The organism is Acinetobacter sp. YH12117 (assembly GCF_013418865.1).
In the GTDB taxonomy this organism is placed as follows: Bacteria; Pseudomonadota; Gammaproteobacteria; order Pseudomonadales; family Moraxellaceae; genus Acinetobacter; species Acinetobacter indicus.
Window position 1 is genome coordinate 18,333 of the sequence record NZ_VPBF01000008.1, and the last position, 25,592, is coordinate 43,924.

Annotated in this window: 26 protein-coding genes; 7 read left to right on the plus strand and 19 right to left on the minus strand. The window is 48.5% G+C overall.

The window, feature by feature from the left end:
- Positions 1-56 precede the first annotated feature (56 nt).
- A complete protein-coding gene (locus FTU55_RS04625) occupies positions 57-1,304 on the plus strand; it encodes a YihY family inner membrane protein (protein ID WP_005182132.1) in 1,248 nt (415 codons plus the stop codon).
- Between the two features lie 43 nt (positions 1,305-1,347).
- On the opposite strand, the gene yddG is transcribed toward FTU55_RS04625, so the two are convergent.
- From yddG to FTU55_RS04660, 7 genes are all read right to left on the minus strand, one after another.
- Complete coding sequence (gene yddG / locus FTU55_RS04630; protein WP_180046306.1) at positions 1,348-2,238, minus strand: aromatic amino acid DMT transporter YddG; 891 nt, start codon at positions 2,236-2,238, stop codon at positions 1,348-1,350.
- Positions 2,238-3,152 (minus strand): DMT family transporter, encoded by a 915-nt coding sequence (locus FTU55_RS04635; RefSeq protein WP_180046308.1) that lies wholly within the window; start codon positions 3,150-3,152, stop codon positions 2,238-2,240. Before FTU55_RS04635 ends, yddG begins: the two co-directional genes overlap by 1 nt.
- A gap of 158 nt (positions 3,153-3,310) precedes the next feature.
- A complete protein-coding gene (locus FTU55_RS04640; RefSeq protein WP_005182129.1) occupies positions 3,311-3,715 on the minus strand; it encodes a biopolymer transporter ExbD in 405 nt (134 codons plus the stop codon).
- A complete protein-coding gene (locus FTU55_RS04645; protein ID WP_005182127.1) occupies positions 3,715-4,338 on the minus strand; it encodes a MotA/TolQ/ExbB proton channel family protein in 624 nt (207 codons plus the stop codon). The genes FTU55_RS04640 and FTU55_RS04645 overlap by 1 nt, the downstream gene beginning before the upstream one ends.
- Before the next feature lie 20 nt (positions 4,339-4,358).
- Positions 4,359-5,144: an energy transducer TonB gene (locus FTU55_RS04650; RefSeq protein ID WP_180046310.1), complete on the minus strand. Its 786-nt coding sequence runs from the start codon at positions 5,142-5,144 to the stop codon at positions 4,359-4,361.
- Between the two features lie 206 nt (positions 5,145-5,350).
- Entirely contained in the window at positions 5,351-6,217 is an 867-nt protein-coding gene (gene purU, locus FTU55_RS04655) for a formyltetrahydrofolate deformylase (protein WP_005182122.1), read from the minus strand.
- A gap of 70 nt (positions 6,218-6,287) precedes the next feature.
- Positions 6,288-6,998, minus strand: a complete 711-nt coding sequence (locus FTU55_RS04660) for a TetR/AcrR family transcriptional regulator (protein ID WP_005182118.1) — start codon at positions 6,996-6,998, stop codon at positions 6,288-6,290.
- Positions 6,999-7,113: 115 nt separating this feature from the next.
- Here FTU55_RS04660 and FTU55_RS04665 point away from each other — a divergent pair, with 115 nt between their 5' ends.
- The 4 genes from FTU55_RS04665 to FTU55_RS04680 all read left to right on the plus strand — a co-directional run bounded on the left by FTU55_RS04665 (position 7,114) and on the right by FTU55_RS04680 (position 11,016).
- Positions 7,114-8,577 carry a coniferyl aldehyde dehydrogenase gene (locus FTU55_RS04665; RefSeq protein ID WP_163146150.1) on the plus strand — a complete coding sequence of 488 codons (1,464 nt, stop codon included), beginning with the start codon at positions 7,114-7,116 and terminating at the stop codon, positions 8,575-8,577.
- A 164-nt stretch (positions 8,578-8,741) separates the two neighbouring features.
- On the plus strand, positions 8,742-8,978 hold the full coding sequence (gene rpmB, locus FTU55_RS04670; RefSeq protein WP_000048256.1) for a 50S ribosomal protein L28: 237 nt from the start codon (positions 8,742-8,744) through the stop codon (positions 8,976-8,978).
- 16 nt (positions 8,979-8,994) lie between these two features.
- On the plus strand, positions 8,995-9,150 hold the full coding sequence (rpmG, locus tag FTU55_RS04675; protein WP_003654787.1) for a 50S ribosomal protein L33: 156 nt from the start codon (positions 8,995-8,997) through the stop codon (positions 9,148-9,150).
- 147 nt (positions 9,151-9,297) lie between these two features.
- Positions 9,298-11,016, plus strand: a complete 1,719-nt coding sequence (locus FTU55_RS04680) for a cation:proton antiporter (RefSeq protein WP_180046312.1) — start codon at positions 9,298-9,300, stop codon at positions 11,014-11,016.
- 60 nt (positions 11,017-11,076) lie between these two features.
- Here the strand turns inward: FTU55_RS04680 and FTU55_RS04685 are convergent, their stop codons facing one another.
- The 12 genes from FTU55_RS04685 to FTU55_RS04740 form a co-directional block, all read right to left on the minus strand.
- Positions 11,077-11,355: a hypothetical protein gene (locus tag FTU55_RS04685; protein WP_005182110.1), complete on the minus strand. Its 279-nt coding sequence runs from the start codon at positions 11,353-11,355 to the stop codon at positions 11,077-11,079.
- A gap of 102 nt (positions 11,356-11,457) precedes the next feature.
- Complete coding sequence (locus tag FTU55_RS04690) at positions 11,458-11,961, minus strand: DUF6586 family protein (RefSeq protein ID WP_005182107.1); 504 nt, start codon at positions 11,959-11,961, stop codon at positions 11,458-11,460.
- Between the two features lie 178 nt (positions 11,962-12,139).
- Complete coding sequence (locus tag FTU55_RS04695; RefSeq protein ID WP_005182105.1) at positions 12,140-12,391, minus strand: RNA-binding protein; 252 nt, start codon at positions 12,389-12,391, stop codon at positions 12,140-12,142.
- Between the two features lie 92 nt (positions 12,392-12,483).
- Entirely contained in the window at positions 12,484-14,475 is a 1,992-nt protein-coding gene (locus FTU55_RS04700) for an ATP-dependent helicase (protein WP_163169941.1), read from the minus strand.
- A 231-nt stretch (positions 14,476-14,706) separates the two neighbouring features.
- Positions 14,707-14,895, minus strand: a complete 189-nt coding sequence (locus tag FTU55_RS15095) for a hypothetical protein (protein ID WP_228289027.1) — start codon at positions 14,893-14,895, stop codon at positions 14,707-14,709.
- 51 nt (positions 14,896-14,946) lie between these two features.
- Positions 14,947-16,086 carry a glycerate kinase gene (locus FTU55_RS04710; RefSeq protein WP_168396959.1) on the minus strand — a complete coding sequence of 380 codons (1,140 nt, stop codon included), beginning with the start codon at positions 16,084-16,086 and terminating at the stop codon, positions 14,947-14,949.
- Positions 16,087-16,142: 56 nt separating this feature from the next.
- Positions 16,143-16,901 (minus strand): hypothetical protein, encoded by a 759-nt coding sequence (locus FTU55_RS04715; protein ID WP_180046314.1) that lies wholly within the window; start codon positions 16,899-16,901, stop codon positions 16,143-16,145.
- A 4-nt stretch (positions 16,902-16,905) separates the two neighbouring features.
- Positions 16,906-17,709 carry an NYN domain-containing protein gene (locus FTU55_RS04720; protein WP_163142891.1) on the minus strand — a complete coding sequence of 268 codons (804 nt, stop codon included), beginning with the start codon at positions 17,707-17,709 and terminating at the stop codon, positions 16,906-16,908.
- 93 nt (positions 17,710-17,802) lie between these two features.
- The gene (gene topA / locus FTU55_RS04725) at positions 17,803-20,439 is read right to left on the minus strand and encodes a type I DNA topoisomerase (protein ID WP_005182090.1); all 2,637 of its coding nucleotides are present in this window, start codon (positions 20,437-20,439) and stop codon (positions 17,803-17,805) included.
- A gap of 33 nt (positions 20,440-20,472) precedes the next feature.
- Positions 20,473-20,922, minus strand: coding sequence for an ammonium transporter (locus FTU55_RS04730; protein ID WP_180046316.1), 450 nt, complete (start codon positions 20,920-20,922; stop codon positions 20,473-20,475).
- 70 nt (positions 20,923-20,992) lie between these two features.
- Entirely contained in the window at positions 20,993-22,015 is a 1,023-nt protein-coding gene (locus FTU55_RS04735; protein WP_180046318.1) for a hypothetical protein, read from the minus strand.
- 221 nt (positions 22,016-22,236) lie between these two features.
- Entirely contained in the window at positions 22,237-22,482 is a 246-nt protein-coding gene (locus FTU55_RS04740) for a SlyX family protein (RefSeq protein WP_005182087.1), read from the minus strand.
- Between the two features lie 35 nt (positions 22,483-22,517).
- Between FTU55_RS04740 and FTU55_RS04745 the strand changes: the two genes are divergently transcribed.
- Together FTU55_RS04745 and lpxL are read left to right on the plus strand one after the other, a co-directional pair.
- A complete protein-coding gene (locus FTU55_RS04745) occupies positions 22,518-24,428 on the plus strand; it encodes an ATP-binding cassette domain-containing protein (protein ID WP_104487702.1) in 1,911 nt (636 codons plus the stop codon).
- A gap of 100 nt (positions 24,429-24,528) precedes the next feature.
- Positions 24,529-25,464 (plus strand): LpxL/LpxP family Kdo(2)-lipid IV(A) lauroyl/palmitoleoyl acyltransferase, encoded by a 936-nt coding sequence (lpxL, locus tag FTU55_RS04750; RefSeq protein ID WP_016659582.1) that lies wholly within the window; start codon positions 24,529-24,531, stop codon positions 25,462-25,464.
- The last annotated feature ends 128 nt before the right edge of the window (positions 25,465-25,592 follow it).

The following is a 25,592-nucleotide window of genomic DNA, read 5'->3' on the forward strand; positions in this document are numbered from 1 at the left end:
TTAAGCTGGCACAGGAAAACACAGAAAGATCACTAAAAAATCGAGACTTTAGCCGCATGATTGTTGAGTATTTAAAAAAGCTGCCCTTTTATGACCACCAGTGGTTTCAATTCGTGCTGTTTGTATTACGCCGTTTTGAAGCAGACCGCTGTCGTGAACAGGCCGGCTCGCTCACCTATACCACACTGTTTGCGGTGGTGCCAATGCTGACGGTTTTTCTGGTCATCATCTCCTCGATTAAAGCTTTAGAACCGGCGCGTCAGCAGTTACAGCAGCTGATTTACAGCAACTTTCTGCCCAAAACCACCATCGCCTTTGATAAGGCCCTGAATGCCTTTACCGATAAATCCAGCAATCTCACCATTATCGGGATTCTGTTCCTGTTCATTACCACTGTACTGATGCTGACCAGTATCGAAACTGCCTTTAACCGGATTTGGCGAGTGAAAGAAACCCGCGGCGGGATTATGGGTTTTATGCGCTACTGGACCATTATTTCGCTGGGGCCGATTTTACTTGGCAGCGCCTTTGTGCTGTCATCTACCGTTGCCTCGATGAATGTGCTGAGCAATAACTTTGCCGGTTATGAGGTCAACGGCGCTTTTATTCTGTGGATTATTTCCTTCTCCCTGACCATTGTCGGCTTTTTTATTCTGTACTGGACCATTCCCAACCGCAATGTACCAATTAAAGCCGCGCTGATTGCCGGCGTCTTTAGTGCGGTGGTATTTGAGGCATTAAAAAACCTGTTCGGCTTTATCATGTCGAATTTCACCAGTTATGAAATTGTCTATGGCGCCTTTGCTGCCGTGCCAATTTTCCTGCTGTGGATTTTTCTGTCGTGGAATATTATTTTGCTGGGCGTAGAAATTAGCTTTGCCCTCACCGCTTTTAATTCCGGCAAAGACCAGAAACGCCATCCGATGATTATGCTGCTGGACCTGCTGGAGCTGTTTTATCAAAAGCAGAAAAAAGGCGAAAGCGTGACCGAGCAGGAAGCACTGGAAGTATTGGGCCGCGATGAAATTGGCCGCTTACCAAATTATATCTGGATGCTGGAGCAGCAAAACCTGATTAAACGCACCGATAACGATGAACTGGTGCTGGTACGGAATTTATCGCAGGTCAATTTCTGGAGTTTTTATACCCAGCTGCCTTATCCGCTGCCGCAGCGCAAAGATGTCGGCAATATTCATCCGGATGATGAATGGATGCAGAAACTCGGACCGGCACTGATTGAAGCTGATGACTATTTGGCAGCCAAGCTGTCGATTCCATTGTCGAAAATTTTTGAAGAAAAATAGAGGTAGCACCTGCTGATCTTTAAGGCCGGGAAATAAGCGCCAGCTAAGCGGAAATTTCGCTGGTGCTTTTCCAGCAGATCAGCGCACCCAGACTGACCAGACTACAGCCGAGCCAGAACACCCAGCCAGGCTGTAGCTGCAACAGCCACATCGAGATCAATGAAGACAGCACCGGAATAAAATAGGTGGCCAGAATTAGCAGCTGAATACGGCCAAACTGAATACTCTGGTTCCAGTTATGATAGGCCATCCCAATCAGGGCACCGGCCAGCACAATCCATCCCCATAGCGAAAGGCTTGGCCATTGCCATGGCTCATCCAGTCCTACATGCAGCGCCCACAGCAAACCCGCAGTCACCACAAAAAACAGTGACACTGCATTGCTGCCTTGGGCATAGGCTCGGGTCAGCGCCCCGTAGCAGGGCCATAACAAGGCCGCTAAAAATGCCAGACTATAAGCCAACGGATTTTCCGTCAGTACGCTCCAGAGCTGGGCCAAGTTCCAGATCTCCGGATTGACCACCAGCATCAAGCCCAGTACGGCCAGCACAAAGCCTGGAATTACCGCCCAGTGATAACGTAGCTGTTTGGCTAGAATCGCCAGCACAATACTCAGCGGCGGCCATAGATAATTGATCATGGCAATCATCAGCACCTGTTCGCGCTGTGTCGATAAGGCAATCGACAGCAGGAACAGAATTTCATAGCTAACAAATAGCGCCCCACCACCCCAGAGATAGATTTTCGGCATCTGGCTAAGTTTAGGCCAGCCTTGATGTAACAGAATCACCAGCGCACTGACACTATAAATCAGTGCAAGTGCCAGCACCGGACTGAGCTGTTCACTGATCAGCTTGACCACACCCACCAGACTGGCCCAGATCAGCAGCGAGCTCAAGCCCAGCGCAGTAAAACGTTGTGATTGGCCCAGCATCAGGCCACGCGCCGCTTGAACCAGCCCTGTGCGCTGACCATGACCACGCCCAGCATCACCAGGATAGCCCCCATAATAAAGCTGTGTTCCAGTTGCTCACCCAGCAGCCACACGCCGAACAGCACCCCAAATAATGGGGTTAAAAAAGAAAATACCCCCAAGCGTGAGGCCAGATAGTTTTTCAGTAACCAGAACCAGATTAAATAACTGACAAAAGAAATCAGAATGGCGTGAAACAACAGACTGCCAATCGCGACCGGACTCCAGTGCACCACCGCCTGTCCGGACCAGTAGGCCAAAGGGAATAGCACGATAAAACCGCCCAGCAGCTGATAGAACAAGGTTTGGGTGGCTGGTGCTTCGGCCAGCGGGGTTAAGCGCACCGCTATGGTAGTGGCCGCCCATAAAATACCGGCACATAAAGCCAGAAAGTCGCCATAGAGCATGGAACTGGTTGCGGCACTGAGCTGACTGTCACGCCCCAAAAAAGTCACTACAATGCCCAGAAAAGCCAGCAGAATACCGCTCCATTGCAGCAGGGAAAGCCGTTCACTGGGCAGCTTCCAGTGCAGGCCTAAAGCTACAAAAATTGGCGCGGTATACAGCAGCACCACGGTATGGGAGGCCGAGGTAAAGCGGATGGCTTCAGCCAGCATAAAAAATTCGGCGGCAAATAGCAGCCCGACCAGCAAGCCCGGATACAAATACGTCGGTGTCCATAAATGCACACCTTGAGCCAGCCGAATTAACGGCCAGACCAGCAGCGCAGAAATCCCGGAACGCAGCGCCATTTGCATTAGCGGTGAAATATCAGGCGCGGCAATTTTCAGCACCACCTGCTGCAGTCCCCAGAAAATACACAGCACAAACATTATGCTGGCTGCTCTGGCATCCAGTGCCTGTCGTTGTTTCACCAAAATTCCTTGAAAATTCTCGTTTTTCCCTAGCCTACCTTAATTGAATTGGCAGGCATTTAAAATATGTGCTGCACGCTTTTCCTGCAATTTGCACATAAACAGCTGCCATAAAAAAACGACCCGTGATGGGTCGTCCTGAGTCTGGCCTGTCACGTTTAGTTATCGCTGACAAAGGCAATATCACTGAGTCCGGCTTCACTCGCACGTGACATTACCTGGGCAACGGTATCATAACGGGCATCTTTGTCGGCACGTAATTGTACCGTTGGCTTACGTTCCTGCTCGCCTGCCGCATTTAAACGGTTTTCCAGCTCATCCAGACTGATGATCTGATCATCCCAGGCCACTTCACCCGAAGCATTAATGCTAACGGTAATCGCCTGTGGTGGTGGATCAATAATTTCTGCCGTGGTTTCTGGCAAGGTTAATGGTATTGATGGGTTGGCAACGGTCGCTGTCACCAGGAAGATGATCATCAAGACCAGCATAATGTCGATGAGCGGAATGAGGTTCATCTCATTCATGCCGCTATCGTTGTCTTCACCCAATTGAAATGCCATTAAGCCTGACCTCCCACTAAACCTTGCTGTGCAGTTTTCACTTCAGCCTGAGCGGTCGCAGAATCCTGCTGTAGCATGGTGTCAATTAACAGGTTGTGTGCATGATCTTGCAGCTCATGTGACAAGGTCCGGTTAAAACGGCTACAGATGTTATAGGCAATAACTGCTGGAATTGCGACAGCCAGACCAAAACCGGTCATGATCAGTGCTTCACCGACAGGCGTCGCCACTTGAGCAAGGCCAGCCTGACCGCTTTTACCCACCGCTACCAGCGCGTGGAAAATCCCCCATACGGTACCAAACAGACCGACAAACGGTGCCAGCGATGCAATAGTTCCGAGTACCGATACGCCTTTTTCTGCAGAGGCTTTTTCTGCCGAAATCTGGCGTAACAGCGCCTGCTCTGCCACGGCCTTGCGCTGTTCAAAACTTAAAGGCGCAAATTTGGCTTTCAGGCTGTTCAGCGCTTGAGCGAGTTGAGCATAGGCTTGCTGTTTAAGTTGGCGGGTGCCCATCAGACGCAGCACAAAAATTGTCCAGGTCGCAATCGACATTGCCAGTAACACGAAATACAGTGTTTTGCTGACTGCATCTGCATGTTGCCAATAAACTGAAAAGTTCATACTCGAACTCCTGATTAAAGTTAGCCGTTAGGATTCAATGTCAATTCAAAGGGTTGCTCGGCACGAATTGGATAAGCAACGCCATTTTCCTTGTACGGTTTGAATTTTGCACTACGCACAGCGCGTAAAATCTTTTCATCTAAAGCAGCAATGCCGCTTGAACGGGTAATCCGCGCACTGGTGATTGAGCCTTTTTCATTGGCTTCAATTAAGACCACCACGCTACGGGTTTCACCCTGTAAATCTCGGTTGGTATACGATGGTTTTGGTGAGCGGCTCCACTGCACGCCCGAACCCCCAATGGATACCGATTTGGTTGCTGGCACAGCCGGTGCAGGCGGCGCTACTGGCGCAGGCTGTACCACCGGTTGCGGTGCCGGTTTCACCACTTTGGTTTCAGAAACCGTGGTGGTAACCGTTGGGGTTGGCTGCGGCGTTGGCTCAACCGGTTTGACCACAGGTTTTGGCGCTTCGGCCTTTTTCACCTGCTGGACTTTTTCCACTTTTTTCGGTGGTGGTGGCAATGCTTTTTCAACCACTTTCACTTCTTTGACTTCTGGTGGCTTAGGCTGTGCCGGTTTTGGTTCTGCTTTTGGTTGTGGCGGTAAAGGTTTTGGTGGTTCCTGAATTTTGACAAAGCGGACTTTTAGCGGCTCCTTGTCAATCGGTTTCAGTTCCGGTGATTCCATCTGGCTAACCGCCCACAACACCCCGATATGGCCAATAACTACGGCCACCAGTGCAGACAGCACTTTCTTTTTCATGGGATGAGGAGATTGCATCATGGGAGTAGAAGATGGACTCATTAAACTCAGTTACCTTAAAGAGGTGATAGCCAGTTTCAGATTTGACCTATCAAGCTCATCGGTTAGCACAATTAAAGTACCGCAATGATAAATGAGAAGTGTTTTCATTTGCAACAATTAATTTGGCTATTTTAATGGCTTTTTCAAATAATCAATAAAAAAGGCATACTAAAAGTATGCCTTTAAATCTGGTGATTCACAACAACTTATTGGAATACCACTGTTTTATTGCCATCAACAATAATCCGGTCTTCCAGATGCCATTTCACTGCACGCGCCAGCACGTTACGCTCCACATCCTGACCCAGTTCACGCAGCTGCTCGACCGTAAAATCGTGGCTAACACGCTCCACATCCTGCTCGATAATCGGGCCCTGGTCTAAATCCGCGGTCACATAGTGCGCAGTTGCCCCAATCAGTTTCACGCCTTTGTCATAGGCTTGCTGATACGGGTTGGCGCCAACGAAAGCTGGCAGGAAGGAATGGTGAATATTGATCACTTTCATTTCCCATTTGCTGACAAATTCTTCATCCAGAATCTGCATATAACGTGCCAGCACCAGTACATCATTGCCCTGCATCAATTCATCAATTTTGGCATAGGCTTCGCGTTTATTTTCCTTGTTAACCGGCACCACTTCAAATGGAATACCAAAGTTCTCAACCGCTTCACGTAAAGTTTCGTGATTCGACACCACTTTGGTGATTTCACACGGCAGACCACCACGCGCATGACGCCATAACAGTTCCAGCAAGGCATGATCGACTTTAGACACTAAAATACCGACCTTTTTCACATCGGCCACCAAGGCCAGACGCCATTGCATTTCATAACGCTCGGCCACATTGCTGGCAAAGGTCTGGATCAGGCTTTCACGACGGCTTTGCAGATGATCCAGCTCGAATTCAACGCGCATGAAATAACGCCCGCCCTGAGCTTCAGTCGCGTATTGATCAAGTGCGGTAATATTTGCTCCCTGATGATACAAAAAGCTCGATACAGCCTGCACGATACCTGGCTTATCCTCACAAGTAATCAGTAAACGTGCAGTATTCGCAGTCGTCATATTCATGTTGGTTTATATCACTAATCAGTTAAATTGAAAAAATAAGCCGGCTATTCTAGCGCGTTTCCTTAACAGACTAAATAGGGGAATCAGTTTCTGTATTCTTGCTTGAAGATAAGCTGGCAAACAGTTCCGATGAACCCAGGGTCTGTAACAGGCCTTCATAGGTTTGACGGCTTTCACCACGCAAATACGCCCCTTCCAGGAATACCATCTGACGCAGCGCCTGCCAGACCCACTTCTCTTCCAGCGTATTCGAGTCGGTAATATGCCCCGACATATACAGGAAGTTGGTCCAGTTGGTCAGCACAATCCACAGGTTAATAATTAAGGCTTCAATTTCCGAGTCGGTCATTTCCATTAAACCGGCTTCCACGAAAGCTTTATAAATTTTTTGTCCCTGCTGCATCACCTGTCCGGCAAAACGCGGATACATTTTGCGGAAATCTTCGTTATTTTCCACCAGATGATAGACATCCCGATGCAAAAAGCGGTAGTTCCATAACTGGCTGCTAAGGACCTGAAAGTAATGAATCTTATCGTTGGCATCCAGCGGACGGTCATCTGGCAAGGCCAGCATGCTCAGGGTTTCGGCCTGATACTGCTCCATCAGCTCTTTAATAATTTCGTTTTTATTGCGGAAATGATAGTACAAATTACCCGGACTCATGCCCAATTCAGCTGCAATATGATTGGTCGTCACGACACGTTCGCCACGTTCATTAAAAAGTTGCAGGCTTAACTGCAAAATACGTTCTTTGGTTTTCACCGTTTTCGAGTGTGACATCCTAAAGTAACCATTCTTTCAAACTGTTAAGAAACTAACAGATAAAGTAACTTGACTATTTAGAGTAAATACTCTAAAAACTAAATTAATTGATTCAATCGAATGGTAACACGCCATGAACAGTCAAACAAAAACAACTTCGATGACCACTCCCGACAGCACGCCCCATAACCTTGATGCACAACGTTTACATGATGTTCTGGCCCTGCAGAAATACGCCTATCAGCGCTATCCGCTGCCAACTGCCAAAGAACGGATTGACCGTCTAACACGGTTAAAACGGGTGCTGGTGAAATATCAGGATCAGTTTGCCGAAGCAATTAATGAAGACTATGGTAACCGTTCGATGGACGAGACCAAAATTGGCGAATTACTCACCTGCCTTGAACATATCAAATACTACAGCAAAAACCTTAGCGGCTGGATGAAACCGTCCAAGCGACACGTCGGAATTATTCATCAGCCGGCCAAAGCCTGGGTGCAATATCAGCCTTTGGGTGTGGTCGGCATTATTGCACCGTGGAATTATCCGCTGTTACTGTCGGTCGGTCCGTTAATCTGCGCTTTAGCAGCCGGCAACCATGCCATGATTAAAATTTCCAGTGCATCGATGCATTTTGGCCGCGTGCTGGAAAATGCCATTGCTGAAGCCTTCCCACAGGAACTGGTGGCGGTCATTACCGGTGGTGGTGCAATTTCCGATACCTTTAGTCATCTGGCCTTCGATAAAATGATTTTTACCGGTTCGACCAATGTCGGTAAAACCGTGATGGCGGCGGCAGCCGAAAATCTGGTGCCGGTGATTTTAGAGCTGGGCGGTAAATCGCCCGTGCTGGTGCATCCATCAAGTGATATGGCTGATGTTGCCGAGCGGATTGCCGTTGGTAAACTCTGGAATGCCGGACAGACCTGCGTGGCACCGGACTATATGTTCCTGCCTAAAGGCAAAACCGCCGAATTCCTGAATCATTATGAACAATATATTAAGCAGATGTATCCAAGTCTGCGCGACAATCAGGATTACACCTCCATTATTAATGACAAGCAGTACAACCGGCTGCAGGGCTATTTAGACAATGCCCGTGAACAGGGCGCCCAACTGATTGAAATCAATCCGCAAAATGAACTGCTGGACGATGTACGCAAAGTCGCTCCGACCGTACTGACCGGGGTCACCACCGAAATGCGCATCATGAAAGAGGAAATTTTCGGACCACTGCTGCCCATCATGGAATATGAACAAATTGATGATGTAATCGAGTTTATTAATAGCCGTCCGCGTCCACTTGCATTATACTACTTCGACTTTGATCAGGCGCGTGCCGACTATGTCGCACAGCGTACCCATTCAGGGCATTTCGGACAAAACATGGTACTGACCCATGTCGCACAGGATGACTTACCATTTGGTGGTGTCGGTGCGTCAGGGATGGGCAAATATCATGGTCCCGAAGGATTCTTCAGTTTGTCGCATGAACGCTCGGTGATGTCTAATCCGAAGCTGTATAGCTTGAAATACATCCTGCCGCCGTTCAATAAGCCGATTCACAGACTAATTTCAAAGATACTTCTTCGCTAAATGATCAAGGCATGAGCTATTAGCATGGCTCGTGCTGCGTTTTCCTGGAAATCGCTTGTCTTTTAAGCGCATTTTTGGTATAAAACGCCCCTTGAATGAATTCATCCGTTTATTTTTGACTGGCCATACAGATTTGCTGTTGGCTAAATCAATGGAGTTACACCATGTCTAAGGTTTGCCAAGTTACCGGCAAGCGTCCAGTCGTTGGTAACAACGTCTCACACGCCAACAACAAAACTAAGCGCCGGTTCGAGCCGAACCTGCACCACCACCGTTTCTGGTTAGAAAGCGAAAAACGTTTTGTACGTCTTCGTTTAACCACTAAAGGTATGCGTATTATCGACAAATTGGGCATTGAAAAGGTTGTTGCTGACCTACGTGCTCAAGGTCAAAAGATCTAAGTAAGGAGTCAGGACAATGCGTGATAAGATTCGCTTAGTTTCTACAGCTGGTACAGGTTATTTCTATACCACGACTAAAAACAAACGTACTATGCCGGAAAAAATGGAAATCAAAAAATTTGATCCAAAAATCCGTCAACACGTAATCTTCAAAGAAGCTAAAATCAAATAATTTTGGCTTTTTGAAAAAAACGACCTCTCTGCAGGTCGTTTTTTTTGCACTTTTTTTCTTCCAGTTGTTAAAATTTCCTGATCTTTTCAATCTGGCACTCTCTGTGCTTGTCTTTTTTACCCTTAACCTTGGCTTAAGGAGTTGTTAGTGCCGCATGATGTAGAACTTATTATCTTATTGGCTGTCGGCTTTGGACTGGCCTTACTGTTCGGCTATATTGCCGCCCGTTTACGTTTACCGCCCCTGATCGGTTATCTGGTGGCCGGTATCCTGATTAGTCCAAATACGCCCGGCGTGGTCGGTGATATTCACCTGGCCAACCAGCTGGCTGAACTAGGTGTGATGTTCCTGATGTTTGGCGTCGGGATGCATTTCTCGCTCAATGACCTGATGCAAGTCAAACGGATTGCCCTGCCCGGTGCCATCCTGCAGATTACTGTCGCCACTTTACTGGGGATTGGAGTCTCGATGATGTGGGGCTGGAGTTTCGGCTCTGCACTGGTGTTCGGTCTTAGCCTGTCCTGTGCCAGTACGGTAGTTCTACTCAAAGCACTGGGGGATCGCGGCCTGCTAGACTCGGTCAACGGCAAGATTGCCGTGGGCTGGCTGCTGGTCGAAGATCTGGTGATGGTACTGGTGCTGGTACTGTTACCGGCTACTGCGGTCCTGTTGGGTGGACAGGCACTTGCCGGTAGTGCAGCTGATGAAAACATCTGGCTGACACTGGGCATTACCCTGTTAAAAGTCACCGGCTTTATTGCCTTTATGCTGATTGTCGGAAAACGATTGGTACCCTGGATTATGCAGGTGGTGGCGCGTCTAGGTTCCCGTGAACTGTTTACCCTGACTGTGGTCGCGGCGGCCGTGTCAATTGCCTTTGGTGCCTATAAAGTCTTTGGTGTGTCGATGGCACTGGGCGCCTTCTTTGCCGGTATGGTGGTGAAAGAGTCTGACTTTAGCCATCGTGCTGAAGAAGAAACCCTGCCGCTACGGGAGATTTTCTCGATCCTGTTCTTCGTGTCGGTGGGGATGCTATTTGACCCGCGGATTCTGCTAGAAGAACCACTGCATGTGCTGGCAGTGGTCGGTATTATTATGATTGGTAAAACCATTGCCGCCATGGCCCTGGTCCTGTTCTTCCGCTATCCGATTAACACGGCATTAACGGTGGGTGCTTCACTGGCGCAGATTGGTGAATTCTCCTTTATTCTGGCCACGCTCGGCGTATCATTACAGCTGCTGTCTCTAGAAGGCCAAAACTTGATTCTGGCCGGTGCCCTGATTTCCATTACCTTAAACACCTTCCTATTTTCGGCGATTGAACCGGTACAGCACTGGATTCGCGAGCGCTCACATCTGGCCCGTTTGCTGGAACGCAGTGGCGACCCGCTGGCGATGTTACCTGATGAAGTCTCGCAAGATTATCTGCGCGATCAGGTGGTGATTATTGGCCACGGCGAAGTCGGCCGCCGCATTACCAAAAACCTGATGGCGGAAAATATTAAGGTGGTGATTACCGAAGAAAACCGTGAGATTGTCGAAAACCTACGGGAAAAAGGCATTGCTGCGGTATCTGGTGTGGCCACTGAGCCTGGAGTACTGATTCAGGCACATATTCAGCATGCCCGTTTACTGGTGATTTCACCCATGGACATTATTGATATTCATAAAATTGTTGATATTGCCACCACTTTGAATCCGCAAATTCAGGTGCTGATCTGTGCGGAAAGCAAAGAAGAAGCCGAAGTCATTCGCCGTGACAATATTGGTGAGGTGTATTTTGCCAAAGAAGAAATGGCCAAGAACATGAGCAATCATATTTTAAACCAGATTGAAATTGCCCATCATCAACCACCCTCACATTAAGCGTCAGGCACAAAAAAGCGCACCTTCGGGTGCGCTTTTGCATTACAGAGCATGATCTGGCTAGCTCAGATACTTCGGCTGCTCATCGACCACTTCGGCCTGCCATTCATTAACCTGCTTTTCCAGCAGCCCAAATAACGCGGCCTGAATCATGTGCTGGGCGACAATTGGCGTTTGGTCTCCCAGCAGGGCTTTAACTTCATCATTAAACTGGATTTTGACCAGAGGTTCCTGTTCTGAACCAGCATTACGCAATGCCAACTCACCACCTTCAAGCTGAACCAATTCCAAAATCGCGTCCTGATTTCCAAATAAGGCTTTTAACTGTTCTATAGACATAATTCCTCCATGTTCAACATGGTGGCAAAGATGGACTCTTTGCATCGCTTAGATAGTTAATATGATGTCAGGTTTTCAGAATTCAAGGGGCACAGGTCGGGTTTAGAATTCCACCATCTCATTTCTGAAACCATCAATTAACTGCATCAGCTCACGATGCCATTCACGCAGAATTTTGGTATCTGGCAGCCATGCTTGCGGGGTTTGGGTGACTTTAATAATCAGGTTCGATGAGGTTTCATCTTCCGGCTCTGGTGCGCTTGGCTCCGGTGTGTACTGGCAAAGACGATAAGCGCGTTTTAATTCGGCAATAAAGCCTTCTTTGGCCAGTTTTTGCAAAATCACCACTTCAGGCGATACCTGACCTTTGGCCGCCATAGCTTCTTCAATTGATTTTAAGGTCGGCTGCAGCTCATTCAGGCGGTAGTAACGCACCAGTTCCTGCAAAAAGGCCAGTACTGCACCATGCAGATGAAACACCGCTGCTTCGCGATGTGCCTGCGCCTGCTGGATATGTTCGGTTTGTTCGGCTTGCTGACATGAAAGACGGGCAAAATACAGTTTTTGATTGGTACGGTCGGCATGAAAGCGAGCAACACGGGACATGAATAGCGTTCCTAAATTTTGGCTTTTATTTCAACATTAAGCTTAAACGCTCTGCGTCCAAATGCCCAACAAAAAATACATATGAGCGCTATCATCAGCATCGATATTTTCTACGATAAGTTTAAATAGAGAAAAATGCAGCGTTAAAAAAGGAGCCACTAAGGACTCCTGTTGATGTTCAAGCTTTCGGCTTGTCTTCCGCAGCTTTAACGCGAATGCCAGCACCTTTGACTTTCAGGGTATTCAGGCCCTTAATCGCTTTGACGGCTTCACGACCATGCGGCATTTCCACAAAGCCAAACCCTTTGGACTTGCCACTGTCAGCCTCTTTAACAATCACCGCAGATTCGACTGTGCCAAACGGCTGAAACAGCGCCAGCAGTTCAGCATCGGTGATAGAACGCTCTAAATTACGTACAAGAATTTTCATTTACTTTTTCCAAATAGGCCAAATCATCCAAAAGCATGCGCCTACTCTACTCTGGAGATTGTGCATCAAGCTGCACAACACATGGCTCTAGTTTAATCGAGATCAATCCCAAAATCTAAACGAATCTTCTGGCGTTCGATCAGTGCACTTTTAACAGTTTGTTCACGGGTTTTATAATGGGTTTCACTTTGACACAGGTTACGGGTCAAATCGTTCAGAAAATAGCTTTCTACAGTACGTCCCTGTTCATCGACCGTATCTCTGGCCCACCAGCTGATGTTCTGCTTGGTCAGAATCAGCTCGTTTTGCGCCCGGGTTAAAGCCACATACAGCACCCGGCGTTCTTCTTCAACTTCGTCAAAATTCCCTTGCGCCCGTGCATGTGGATACTGCCCGGCAGTGACATTGGCCACATAGCAGACCTTCTGCTCGGTGCCTTTGGCCGAGTGGATGGTAATGAGCGTGACCACATCATCATCTGACTGGCGCTCAATTTCACTAATCGAAATCGGATCGAGTACATATTCTTCCAGAAACTCGCTGAGCTGACCGTGTTTGCTGGCCAGCTGCTTGACCAGATCAAAATCTTTAAGCCGTTTTGACCAGTCTTTTTTGGCGTAATTCTGTTCCAGCTGCTCCACCAGTGCCTCAATCGCCAGACTGACACAGACGTCGACTTCCTGTTTCAGTACGGCCATTTGCTTCATAATCAAAATGGTTTTATCCGGAATCCGGCCAAATTTCTCCAGCTTTTCCGCAATCTGCTCCATTTCCGGATTCAACAATAACTGCTGTGCCAATTTACTGGCACCGACATCTCCAACGCCATTCCACAGGGTCAGAAAACGCATCCAGGCAATATCATCGGCCGGATTGGCAATGACCCGCAGCAGACTGAGCAAATCCTTAACGTGTGCCGATTCCAGTAATTTCATGCCGCCAATAAAACGATACGGAACATTGGCCGCAATAAAGGCCGCTTCAATATGCCGCGCGGCAAAGCTGGAACGCACCAGCACCATATGCTCCTGCCATGCTGCCCCCTGGATAAAGTGACGCTCTTTGATATCAATCGCAATCCATTTGGCTTCATCAAACTCATTCGGGAAAATATGCATGCGCGGTTTTAAGCCACTGCCACGATACGCCTCCAGCCGTTTGTCATAGCCGATCGGACTTTGCTCCAGCAACCAGTTCGACAGATCCAAAATTTCCTGGGTTGAACGATAATTACGCTCCAGCTTATAAATCTGGGCACCCGGAACACGTTCTTTAAAGTGATGAATGTTTTCAAAGTCTGCACCACGGAAACCGTAAATCGACTGCGCATCATCACCAACACAGAACAGCTGCACCCGCTCTTTTAACGGCTCTAGTAAGGCCCATTGCAAAGGATTGGTGTCCTGCATTTCATCGACCAGCATGTGCTGGCACAACGACGCGACATAATCGACCAGCCCCTCTGATTGGGCCAGCGCCGAAGCGACAATTGCCAGAATATCATCATAATCCAGAAAATGACGCGCCTGCTTGCGCGCTTCATATTCTTTCATGATCTCGGCAATCTGATCTTTATAATCCAGACATTCCGGCAGCTGCTTTTCCAGGGCAATACTCAGTTTTTGCCGGGTATTGCGGGCAAATGAATACAGGTCACATAGCTGCTGCGGCTTGGGCAAGGCATTTGGATTTTTCTTGTCATCTTTACCACGCAGTAAACGAAACATCATGATCTGGTCATCACGATCAATAATCGAGAACTGTTCCAGCCCAAAGGCTTTTGGAATCCGGCGCAGCAGATACATACAGAAGGTATGGAAGGTCGAAGCACGCAAGCCCTTGGCCTGCTCGCCCAGCGCCAGTTCGACCCGCGCTACAATTTCGGCAGCGGCACGGCGGGTAAAAGTCAGAATCTGAATCTGGTTGGCCGGAACGCCCTGATCAATCAGATACGCCGCACGCGCCACAATGGTTTTGGTTTTGCCACAGCCTGCCCCAGCCAAGACCAAACTGTGCTTTGCTTCAGTGGTGGCTGCATTTTTCTGTTGGGGATTTAACTCGTCGATGAGCTGTGCAAGTGACATACCAAATCATTTCTCGAAAATTCAAAGCGAGATCTTATCATAAGCATCCCATCAACATAAAAACTAGCCTATTTGTAAACCCGGATCGTTTTCGAATTGAGTACTTCGTATTGCAGCCCCAGCTGTCGGGTCGTTACGTCCAAAAATTCAAAAAAGTTCGAATTGCGTAAATGAAGGGGAAATTGATGATTCATGTCGACATCTGAATCCACAATCAGCGTGACCTTCTTTTCAATTGCCAGCAGATTTTAAAACACTCAGATGCACCTCATCAAAATGAAAAGACAGCACTCTCGGCTGTGAGTGCTGCTGCACAGGGTTTTTCTTGAGATAATTTTGCATATTTTCGCGGTAGGCCGGTTTTGCAAAACTGTGTACAGTGATGCAGCTTAATATCAAAACCAAGATGATCTTTTTCATCATTTCCCCATTTAGCATTTTATTTTTAAACCCTATTGGCATCTGGGTTTGTCACGCTTTCTTTAGTGATTGCATGACATTTTCGACGCTGTCGGTTAAATTGTTTTCTGCATTTCGAATCGCATCTTCCACTGAAATATCAGGTGGATTAATACCAATAATCTGTGTAAATCCCGCCTCCAGCAGTGGCTCAATATCTTCACCAATCATTCCTGCAAACGCATAGACCGGTTTATTCAAGCTTTTCGCAACCTGTGCCACGCCAAATGGGGTTTTGCCCATGAAGGTCTGCCGATCAATTTTCCCTTCGCCGGTCAGGACCACATCGGCCTGTGTAATTTTTTCAGTCAACCCGGTTTGCTGAATCAGCAGTTCAACACCTGACTGAATTTTTGCGCGTGCAAAAGCAAGCAAGCCAAAGCCCAGTCCACCCGCTGCACCGGCCCCGGCCTGATGTTGCACATTAACCCCGAGCGTTGTTTCAACCAGATTGGCAAAATAACCCAAGTTCTGATCGAGAATTTTGACCAGCTCCGGTGTGGCACCTTTTTGCGGTCCAAAAATGGCCGAGGCACCATATTCCCCACAGAGCGGATTATTGACATCGCTGGCAATCAGCATCTCGGTGGTTGCCAAACGGGCATCCAAAGCACTAAGGTCAATCTCGCAGATCTGCTTTAAATTGCCGCCACAAGGTTGCACCTCCAGGCCAGCCTGATCTAAAAATTTCACCCCCAACGCTTGCGCCATTCCACTGCCGGCATCATTGGTGACACTGCCGCCCAGTCCAATCACGATTTTAGACACGCCCAGATCCAGCGCCTGGCGGATCATCTCGCCAGTGCCATAAGTAGAAGTAAGCGCCGGATTGCGCTGCGCCAACGGAATAAGATGAATACCATTGGCCTTGGCCATTTCAATGACTGCAGTTTTGCCGTCGTCAATCAGGGCAAAGTAGCTTTCAACCTGTTGCTGCGGCAAAGGGCCGCGTACCCGACACGAAACTTTCTGCCCGGCACATGCATTTAACAGGGCATCGACGGTGCCTTCACCGCCATCGGCCAGCGGTACTAAGCGACAGATTGCATCCGGAAACTGCCGCAAGATTCCGCGCTGCATGGCCTGGGCGGCCTGTACTGCGCTCAGGCTTTCTTTAAAGGAATCTGGTGCAATCACAAAACGAAGTGGCATGTGGTTTATCCCCAGCGTGGGTGTCCATTGTGGATAAGTGTTGACTTATCCGCATATTAGCGTAGCCAGCCAATTTCCGCAGCGGTCAGGTCATTAATGACGGTGTATTGCAGGCTGTCCGGCATTTTGCTGGTGCTGCTACTTAGCGGAATATGCCCGCCCATTAACTCAGCTTTCTGCTGTGGATAGCGTGGCTGTTGCTGCGGGTTGGCATAACCCAGCGGATAAATCGGCAGTCCGGTGGCCAGATCATATTTATCACGGGCGCCAAAAGCATGCAGTAATTCATGTGCCAGTACCACATGATTCTGCTGGTTCTGACGCTCGGCGGCAAACAGGTTAACCGAACCAATCCGGCCTTTTTCCAGCGCGGTAGAATGTTTTAAAGCTTTTTGATGAGCTGGATCATAATAGTTTAAATACAGGGTCACATGCGGTGCGCCATCAACTGACTGATGCTGACGCCAGGCATAAAACCGGAACTTGAGACTCCAGATGATGCTATCGAGTAAAGAAGCCTGTTCCGGTACCTGTGGCGGCAACTGTTTCAGTTCCCGGCCAAGCTGCAGATAAAAATATACCGGTTGCTGGCGATACTGTGCTGCGGCCTGCTGCAAATACTGCTGCACCGTTTGAAAACTGCTGTTAGACAGCTGCTGGATATAAAGCTGCGTGCTGTCATGTCCATCAGCATTCACCGGATGCAAGAGCACCCGCACTGGTTTATTCCAGTCCTGATTCTGGTCACGATAGGCATTTACCGCCACAATGAAAAGAATCAGCAACAGGATCAGGATACGAATCTTTTTCCACATCGGCTTAAGCGCTCTGTTTTTTGAGTTTTCTCAGATACATCTGACTCATTTCAATTTTGGTTTCAAACAGATTCAGAGTTTTAATGAGTCCGGAAAGCTTGGCCCGGCCATAGTTTCTGGAATCAAAATCCGGTTTTACCGCGCTGATATATTGCCCGACCATGCCCAGATTGGCCCAGCCATTTTCATCGGCATTGTCTTTGACTGCTTTATAAATCAGATTCAGTGTGGCGCGATCCATCATCTCCGCAGCCGGGTTTTCTTTCGGCGCAGTGCTGGATTTTAGCTCGGAATTTTTTGCACTTTCTATGTTCTTTTTGTCCTGAACCGGGCTGATTTCATCTTCTTCGGCATTTTTCAGTTCATTTTCAGAGATCAGGTTTTCAATATAAATAAATTTATCACAGGCTTTTTTAAATGCTTCCGGGGTCGATTTTTTGCCAAAACCATAAACACTCAGGCCATTTTCACGAATCCGCGAGGCCAGCGGAGTAAAGTCACTGTCACTGGACACAATACAGAAACCATCCAGCGCTCCGGCATAGAGCAAATCCATGGCATCAATAATCAGGATCATGTCGGTGGCATCTTTGCCTTTGGTATAGGCAAACTGCTGTACCGGGGTAATGGCATGCGGCAACAGCACATCACGCCACTTTTTCAGGGTTTCACTGCTCCAGTCCCCATAGACCCGTTTCACGCTGGCAATGCCATATTTGGCGACTTCTTCAAGCACCGAAGCAATAGCGTGAATCGAAGAGTTATCGGCATCAATTAACACCGCAAATTTTTTTGTTTGGATATCCACCGGTTCCCCAAGCGCTTATTATTCAAATTTATTGTGGAGTTGATTTTGACATAAAAAATGCCGACTGATGTCGGCATTTTTTATTTTTAGCTTTTAGGCTTCAACCCATTTGCCATCCTGATATACCAGACTCCATTTGGTCTGCTTGCCTTCAGGGGTTTCAGAGCCAATATATTGCGCCTGATTTTTACGGCTGAATTTCACCAGAGTCGGGTTGCCTTCTGGGTCTACATCGGGTGCTTGCAAAATGAATTGATATTTTGGATCAAGCTGGTCAGCAACCGTACGCAGTTCCGCCACCTTCGGTGCACGGGTTTCACGCACTTTCGGGAACTTGCTGGCCGCCAGGAATAGACCGGCAGCGCCATCACGCAGGACAAAGAAGTCATCGTGCTTGGTCGAGCGTAAATGTTCCATCTTGATGGGGTCGACACGCGGCGGCGCAGGCTGACCGTTTTTCAAGACTTTACGGGTATTGTCACAGCTGGTGCAGGCAAAATACGGACCAAAACGGCCAGTTTTCAGCTGCATTTCGCCATCACATTTATCGCATGGAATGGTCGGGCCATCATAGCCTTTAATCTTGAACTCGCCTTCTTCCAGCTCAAAACCGGCACAGTCCGGGTTATTACCGCAAATATGCAATTTACGGCCACCATCAATCACGTAGCTATCCATGGCAGTTTCACAGATCGGGCAGCGTTTTTTCGACATCAGGTCGGCGGTTTCAGCACTGTCATCATCTGACAGGGCCGCCAGAGATTCAACTGGCGTTAAATTCAAAGTGCCTTTACAGCGTTCTTTTGGCGGCAGGTTATAACCGGAACAGCCCAGGAATACCCCGGTGGTACCGGTACGAATCTGCATTGGACGTTCGCATTCCGGACAATGCACGGCATCCACTTCCACCGGCAGATTACGGCGCATGCCCTGTTCGCCCTGTGCATTGGTCAAACGGGTTTTAAAATCGCCATAGAAGCTGTCGAGCAGATCTTTCCAGTTGCGTTCACCATCGGCCACTTTATCCAGCTGACCTTCTAAGTCCGCGGTAAAGTCGTAGTTCATCAGGTTGTTAAAGCTTTCATCCAAACGGTCGGTGACAATCTCACCCATCTTTTCCGCAAACAGACGACGGTTTTCCAGCTTGACATAACCACGGTCCTGAATGGTGGAAATAATCGCCGCATAGGTCGATGGACGGCCAATGCCACGTTTTTCCAGTTCTTTCACCAGCGAGGCTTCGGTAAAACGTGCCGGCGGCTTGGTAAAGTGTTGTGATGGGTCCAGCTTTTGCAGTTTCAGCACTTCGCCGACTTTCACTGCAGGCAGCAATACATCATCATCAGACTTGTTCTGACCACGCACTTTGGTAAAACCATCAAAGACCAGGGTACGGCCTTTGGCTTTCAGTTCTACCCCGTTAGCATTGACCAGAATGGTCGATGATAAATACTCGGCCGGAGTCATCTGACAGGCCACAAACTGACGCCAGATTAAATCGTATAAACGCTGGGCATCACGCTCGACACCGGCCAGGCTGTCGCCTTTCAGACCAACATTGGATGGACGAATCGCTTCGTGAGCCTCTTGCGCGCCGGCTTTGTTGCCGTAACGGTTTGGCTTGGCCGGTAAATATTTCTGGCCGTACTCAGATTCAATATGCGTACGCACCATATTCACGGCGTCATCACTCAGGAACGTCGAGTCGGTACGCATATAGGTAATAAAACCGGCTTCATACAGACGCTGTGCCAGCATCATGGTTTTCTTGACCGAGAAACCTAAGCGGGTACTGGCCGCCTGTTGCAGCGTTGAGGTGATATACGGCGCACTCGGATTCACCTTGGTCGGCTTGTCTTCACGTGCAGCCACCGTATAGTCTGCATCTTTAATCAGGTTCAGCAAGGCATCGGTTTCAGCCTTGTTACGCAGCTTTAGGGTCTTGCCATTTTGCTTGACTGCTTCCAGACGAATATCATCTTGTGCAGATTTGGTATCGGCAAATACCTGCCAGTATTCTTCCGGAATGAAGGCACGAATTTCACGTTCACGCTCTACCACCAGTTTGACGGCTACTGACTGGACACGACCGGCTGACAGACCACGGGCAATTTTTTCCCACAGCAATGGCGAAATCATAAAGCCAACCACACGGTCCAGGAAACGGCGCGCCTGCTGCGCATTGACTTTATTGGTGTCTAGACGTGCCGGATGCTTAAAGGCTTCCTGAATGGCATTTTTGGTAATTTCGTTAAATACCACACGCTGATAACGCGCATCATCACCGCCAATGACTTCTTTTAAATGCCAGGCAATGGCTTCCCCTTCACGGTCCAAATCCGTTGCCAGATAGACTTCATCGACCTGCGATGCCAGTTTTTTCAATTCAGCAACAACATTTTCCTTGCCCGGTAGCACTTCATACTGGGCTTTCCAGCCATGCTCCGGGTCTACCCCCATGCGGTTGACCAAGGCCTGCTGAGCTTTTTCTGCTTTTTGTGCTTCGGTCAGTTTGGCACGTGTGGTGGTTTTCTTTTCTGTACTTTTACTGGCGCCTGTAGGCAAATCACGCACGTGACCGACCGACGACTTTACAATGTAATTCGAACCGAGGTATTTGTTGATTGTTTTCGCTTTTGCAGGCGACTCCACAATCACCAAGGCACGTTTAGCGCCATCGGCAGATTTTGCTGTAGTGCTTTTCGATGTGGAGCGAGGAGCGTTCGCCATAGTTAACCGTAGTTCCTGTGAAAATGTTTTAAATTAAAGTTCAGCCAAAGAATGTAAATATGCCTTGATGTCATCCAGTTGGGTGGCTTTCAGGTCAGCTTCTTCATCCCAATAGAGTCCTACACAGTTTGCCTGCATATCAATAGCATAAATGCCCTTTAATGCAACGGGTGTATGATTAAATTTTTCCTCACCATGCACCAGCTCAAGCTTCTGATCGACCACCCGGGCGCGCATTAACGGCAGGCGAGCCTCTGGAATCAATACGCTATAATAGGCCACCATACTGGCACGGCTTTCTGTGGCCATCGGAATTTTGGTCCAGTCCGGCGCAGCCACCAGACGCGGATGCAGGCCCATCTTGCGGGCTTTTTCACGCATCAGGCCGAGGGCTTTTTCTCTTGGACTGACACGCAAACCAAAAATCGAGCCCAGCACAAAAATGATGATGGCCAGTGCCACCCAAATTCCAGTATTTTCCATAGCTCAACCTTTATGTTCTTTTATTAGAGTTGCATAAGCGCCATATAAAACGCAAGTTTGCACGATAAAATTAATTCAGGAACATTTCGTGGCTATAGACCACTTCATGCCCGTTCCAGTAGATATAGCCTTTTTCCAGCAGTTCCTTGAGCAATAACCGCACGTCGGACTGGGGAAACATCTGTTCTAACAGGTCACGCAAGGCATAAATATCTTTGGGTTTATCGGCTTTCAGTTCGCGCAGTTTACGCGCCACTTCCAGCTGTACCGGATCAATCTGGTCAAAGTTTTTAAACAGCGGCTGCTGCGCACTTTGAATCGGCACGGCGACAGAGTCCTGTTCAATAACAGGAGCAGCTCCGCTTTCTGTCGACTGTAACTGTTTTAAGGCCTGATCCAGACTGCTGGCCACCGGTGTTTTTTCAGCAGAGGCATTTAAATCCAGCTGAATCCACTGTTTCAGCACCTTCTTGCGAAAGGCAATTTGCTCATCATAACGCTTGATAATTTTCAGATTAATTAACAAACCGACCAGACGCTGGGCTTTTTCCGGCACCACCTGCAAAATATTGCTGATGGAGTTTTTCAGCTTCTCGACCGTATTCGGTTTACCGCTCATTTTTGCCAGAGCATCACAGTATTTTTTGACCAGTTGCAAATACGGTTTTTGCTGGATGGTGGCAATACTCGGCAAGCTGTATTTTGGCGTATGAAGTGGCTGCGCCGCATCTTCTGGCTGAATCAAAATCAGATGGGCACTGATATTCGAGGCCTGTAGCATCTGCACCAGAATATCGCTGCTGTCCTGGGCCGAAATAATTTCGACATGGCTATCTGGCTCAAGTAATGCCATTAACTGCCCGACCACCACGGCATATTCAAACTCTTTATGCGGTGCTTCTGGGGTGTCCAGTACCACCACCTGAGCGCTGTTCATCCAGCTGGCCAGTTCAGTCAGGTCATCCAGCGCGTACTCAAAGCGTCCGGCACAGTTAAACAGGTAGAGTGTCGAATAATGCTGCAGAATATCGCGCAGCAGTTGTGCCGTAGGCATATTCTGTTCAAGATCTAAAAGTACAACTTTCTGGGTCATGACAAAAAATAAAGGATCTGAGAGCCGAAAGTGGGCATTAGAGCCGGAAGTGAGATAAAGGTCAAATTTTTTTATTGCGGCGCTGTGATCGCTGCCTCAAAAGCGACTGGAGCTAAACCGCCCCACTAGCCCCCGCTTTATATAGATACCTCAACATAAAACCCGCATTCAGGCTGCGGGTGTATTCATAGATTGTGCGGGATGCTCTAGCAATTGACAGATTAATAATGCGGCGGAATATTGGTCAGCGGATCGAAGGGAGCAATGCCTTCTGACAGGTCAGCCGACTCAACCCGTTGATAAAGCAGCTGCATTTGTTTCTTGAGGTCGGCAATTTCCAGATTCTGTTTAGTCACCTGCTCATTCAGCTGTTCAACTAAATCATCTAAAAATGCAATTCGGACTTGCAAATCTTCAATGGGTGCGGAAAATGACGCCTGATCATTTAGATTTTGTTGTTTAGTCATTTTAAATCCTCATTTGAGATTTTTCAGGAAACACTATGGCCTATATTACCCTAAGGGATGTCCAACTCGCGTTTGGTGGACCCGCCCTGCTCGACGGCGCGAACTTTACTCTTGAACGTGGCGAACGAGTGTGTTTGATCGGCCGTAATGGTGAAGGTAAGTCTACCTTACTTAAACTGATTGAAGGAAGCTTACTGCCCGATGCCGGTGAAGTCTCGATTCAAAATGGCTTAACCGTGTCCATGCTCACCCAGGATGTCCCGATGGATTCGGGCAAGGTTGCCGATATTGTCGCCGATGGTGCCGGTGAAGCAGCAGAGGTCCTGCGTGCCTATCATGCCGCCAATGATGCCTGCGTACTGGGCGATATGGCCGCCTGCGAGCGCATGGGTGAACTGCAACACAAACTGGATCAGCTTGATGGCTGGGCACTGGAAAACAAGGTCAACTCTATTTTAAGCAAAATGGGGCTGGACCCGAATGCCGATCTGGCAGATCTTTCCGGTGGCCGTAAACGCCGCGTGCTGCTGGCCCGTGCCCTGCTGACCCAACCGGACATCCTGTTACTGGATGAGCCGACTAACCATTTAGATGTTGAAAGTATCGAATGGCTGGAAAAATTCCTGCTCGATCAGAACAACCTGACCTTATTGTTTATTTCGCACGACCGGACCTTTGTCGACAGTCTGGCAACCCGTATTGTCGAACTGGATCGCGGGATTCTGCGCAGTTATGAAGGCAACTATTCACGCTATCTGGATCTCAAAGCCCAGCAGCTGGAAGCAGAAGAAAAACAGAATGCCCTGTTTGAGAAAAAACTGGCCGAAGAAGAAGCCTGGATCCGTCAGGGTATTAAAGCGCGTCGTACCCGCAACGAAGGTCGTGTTCGTGCCCTGAAAGCCTTACGCGAAGAATCCAAAGCGCGTCGCTTCCAGCAAGGCAAAGTCAACATGGGCGTACAGGAAGCTGCGCGTTCAGGCAAACTGGTCTTTGATATTGAGCATCTGGGCGTCAGCTATGATGGCAAGCCGCTAATCAAAGACTTCTCGGCCATTGTCATGCGTGGCGACCGGATTGGTCTGGTCGGAGATAACGGGGTCGGTAAAACCACCCTGATTAAAGCCATTTTGGATGAAGTAGAACACAGCGGTACCGTTAAAATCGGCACCCAGCTGGAAATTGCCTATTTTGATCAGCTGCGTAACCAGCTCGATTTGGAAAAATCGGTCAAGGACAACGTTTCTGAAGGTTCCGACTTTGTTGATGTCAATGGACAGCGCCGTCATATCTACAGCTATCTGCAAGACTTCCTGTTTAACCCGGAACGTGCGCGTACCCCAGTCAAAGCCTTGTCCGGCGGTGAACGTAACCGCGTGCTACTGGCCAAACTCTTGCTGAAACCATCCAATTTAATTGTGATGGATGAGCCGACCAACGATCTGGATATGGTCACGCTGGAACTACTGGAAGAAATGCTGGCTGAATACAAAGGCACCTTGCTGCTGATTTCGCATGACCGTGCCTTTATGGACAACGTGGTCACCTCGACCTGGGTGTTTGATGGCAAAGGCCATATTGAAGAATATGTCGGCGGCTATCAGGACTATTTACAGCAGCGTCCGGATCAAACCGTGGTTGACCAGAAAATGGCGGTGAAAAAGGCCCAGGCCAAGGCAGAAGCAGCAAAAGTAGAAGCTGCTCCGGCGCCTGTGAAAAAGAAACTCAGCTATAAAGATCAGCGTGAACTGGACCAACTGCCGGCTGAAATTGAAGCGCTGGAAACAGAACAGGCTGCACTGTCAGAAAAACTGGCTGATGGTTCCTGGTTTGTATCCGATGCCGAAGCTGCAACCCAGGCTTCGCAGCGTCTGGCAGAAATTGAAGAAATCCTGCTGGAAAAACTGGAACGCTGGGATGAGCTGGAAAATATGAGCAAAGGCGGTTAATTCAACCGTTCCGCAGCATCTGCCGGACAGCGGCAGATGCTTTTTATCTTCAAAATCGTTCATGCTACACTGCATTTAACCTTCATTTTAAAACGTCACTATGCCGCAACCGCAAGATTATCAACCTGGTGAATTTCAATGGTCCTTTCTGCTACCGAAATACTGGAGCATCTGGATCGGTATTATCTTCCTGATGATTTTGGCAATCTTGCCGTGGGCCATTCAGTACCGTTTAGGCCAGTGGCTGGGCCAGCTGGCGTTTCGCTATCTGCATTCACGCCGTAAAACCACTGTCCGCAATCTGGAGCTTTGCTTTCCGGAATGGTCTGCGCAAGAGGTGCAGGACAACGCGCGCCAGGTTTTTGTTGACCAGATGATTGGCGTATTTGAAACCCTAAATGCCTGGTATAGCCCGAAATGGTTCCAGGGCCGGGTCAGTATTGAAGGTCTGGAATATATTCAGCAGGCGCAAGCGGAAGGCAAAGGCGTCTTGTTGCTGGGCACCCACTCGACCCTGCTTGATGCCGGTGGCTATTTATGTGCCCAGTATTTTGAACCCGATGTGGTCTATCGTCCGCAGAACAATCCGCTGTTAGATATGCTGATTTACCGCTGCCGGGCCACCATTTATGCCCATCAGATTGACCATGATGATATGCGTGGTCTGGTACGTAACCTGAAAAATGGCCATGCCATCTGGTACAGTCCGGATCAGGATTTTGGCCTGAAACAAGGTGTAATGGCGCCATTCTTTGGCGTGCCGGCAGCCACCGTGACTGCGCATCGTCGTTTACTGAAAATGACCAAAGCCGCCGCAATTCCGCTGTATTTCTACCGCCATGGCGATCTTAAAAATCCGAAATACCATGTCTTGATTGAACCACCGGTTGAGCGTTTACCAAGTGAAGATGAAGTCGATGACGCGACGCGTGTTAATTTGATTATTGAACGTCAGCTGCGCATCGCGCCGACTCAATATATGTGGTTCCATCGCCGTTTTAAGACCCGTCCACAAGGCTATGAGCAGCTGTATTAAGCCAATCTTTCTACAAGCCAAATACCATATACTGATTAAAATACCAGGACACGACAGCCCATAAAGTTAAACCCGAGTTCTGCATCCTGCAAAACTCGGGCTTATGAGGTTGTGCTTTCAAAACTTTT

Coding starts and splice junctions, on each gene's coding strand:
- FTU55_RS04650 (WP_180046310.1), bottom strand. CDS start 5,144: ATGAGTCCATCTTCTACTCCCATGATGCAATCTCCTCATCCCATGAAA.
- FTU55_RS04735 (WP_180046318.1), bottom strand. CDS start 22,015: ATGACCCAGAAAGTTGTACTTTTAGATCTTGAACAGAATATGCCTACG.
- topA (WP_005182090.1), bottom strand. CDS start 20,439: ATGGCGAACGCTCCTCGCTCCACATCGAAAAGCACTACAGCAAAATCT.
- FTU55_RS04625 (WP_005182132.1), top strand. CDS start 57: ATGATTGTTGAGTATTTAAAAAAGCTGCCCTTTTATGACCACCAGTGG.
- lpxL (WP_016659582.1), top strand. CDS start 24,529: ATGCCGCAACCGCAAGATTATCAACCTGGTGAATTTCAATGGTCCTTT.
- FTU55_RS15095 (WP_228289027.1), bottom strand. CDS start 14,895: ATGAAAAAGATCATCTTGGTTTTGATATTAAGCTGCATCACTGTACAC.
- FTU55_RS04660 (WP_005182118.1), bottom strand. CDS start 6,998: ATGTCACACTCGAAAACGGTGAAAACCAAAGAACGTATTTTGCAGTTA.
- FTU55_RS04685 (WP_005182110.1), bottom strand. CDS start 11,355: ATGTCTATAGAACAGTTAAAAGCCTTATTTGGAAATCAGGACGCGATT.
- yddG (WP_180046306.1), bottom strand. CDS start 2,238: ATGCTGGGCCAATCACAACGTTTTACTGCGCTGGGCTTGAGCTCGCTG.
- FTU55_RS04730 (WP_180046316.1), bottom strand. CDS start 20,922: ATGGAAAATACTGGAATTTGGGTGGCACTGGCCATCATCATTTTTGTG.
- FTU55_RS04715 (WP_180046314.1), bottom strand. CDS start 16,901: ATGTGGAAAAAGATTCGTATCCTGATCCTGTTGCTGATTCTTTTCATT.
- purU (WP_005182122.1), bottom strand. CDS start 6,217: ATGAATATGACGACTGCGAATACTGCACGTTTACTGATTACTTGTGAG.
- FTU55_RS04665 (WP_163146150.1), top strand. CDS start 7,114: ATGAACAGTCAAACAAAAACAACTTCGATGACCACTCCCGACAGCACG.
- FTU55_RS04645 (WP_005182127.1), bottom strand. CDS start 4,338: ATGAACTTTTCAGTTTATTGGCAACATGCAGATGCAGTCAGCAAAACA.
- FTU55_RS04640 (WP_005182129.1), bottom strand. CDS start 3,715: ATGGCATTTCAATTGGGTGAAGACAACGATAGCGGCATGAATGAGATG.
- FTU55_RS04740 (WP_005182087.1), bottom strand. CDS start 22,482: ATGACTAAACAACAAAATCTAAATGATCAGGCGTCATTTTCCGCACCC.
- FTU55_RS04690 (WP_005182107.1), bottom strand. CDS start 11,961: ATGTCCCGTGTTGCTCGCTTTCATGCCGACCGTACCAATCAAAAACTG.
- FTU55_RS04695 (WP_005182105.1), bottom strand. CDS start 12,391: ATGAAAATTCTTGTACGTAATTTAGAGCGTTCTATCACCGATGCTGAA.
- rpmG (WP_003654787.1), top strand. CDS start 8,995: ATGCGTGATAAGATTCGCTTAGTTTCTACAGCTGGTACAGGTTATTTC.
- FTU55_RS04700 (WP_163169941.1), bottom strand. CDS start 14,475: ATGTCACTTGCACAGCTCATCGACGAGTTAAATCCCCAACAGAAAAAT.
- rpmB (WP_000048256.1), top strand. CDS start 8,742: ATGTCTAAGGTTTGCCAAGTTACCGGCAAGCGTCCAGTCGTTGGTAAC.
- FTU55_RS04710 (WP_168396959.1), bottom strand. CDS start 16,086: ATGCCACTTCGTTTTGTGATTGCACCAGATTCCTTTAAAGAAAGCCTG.
- FTU55_RS04745 (WP_104487702.1), top strand. CDS start 22,518: ATGGCCTATATTACCCTAAGGGATGTCCAACTCGCGTTTGGTGGACCC.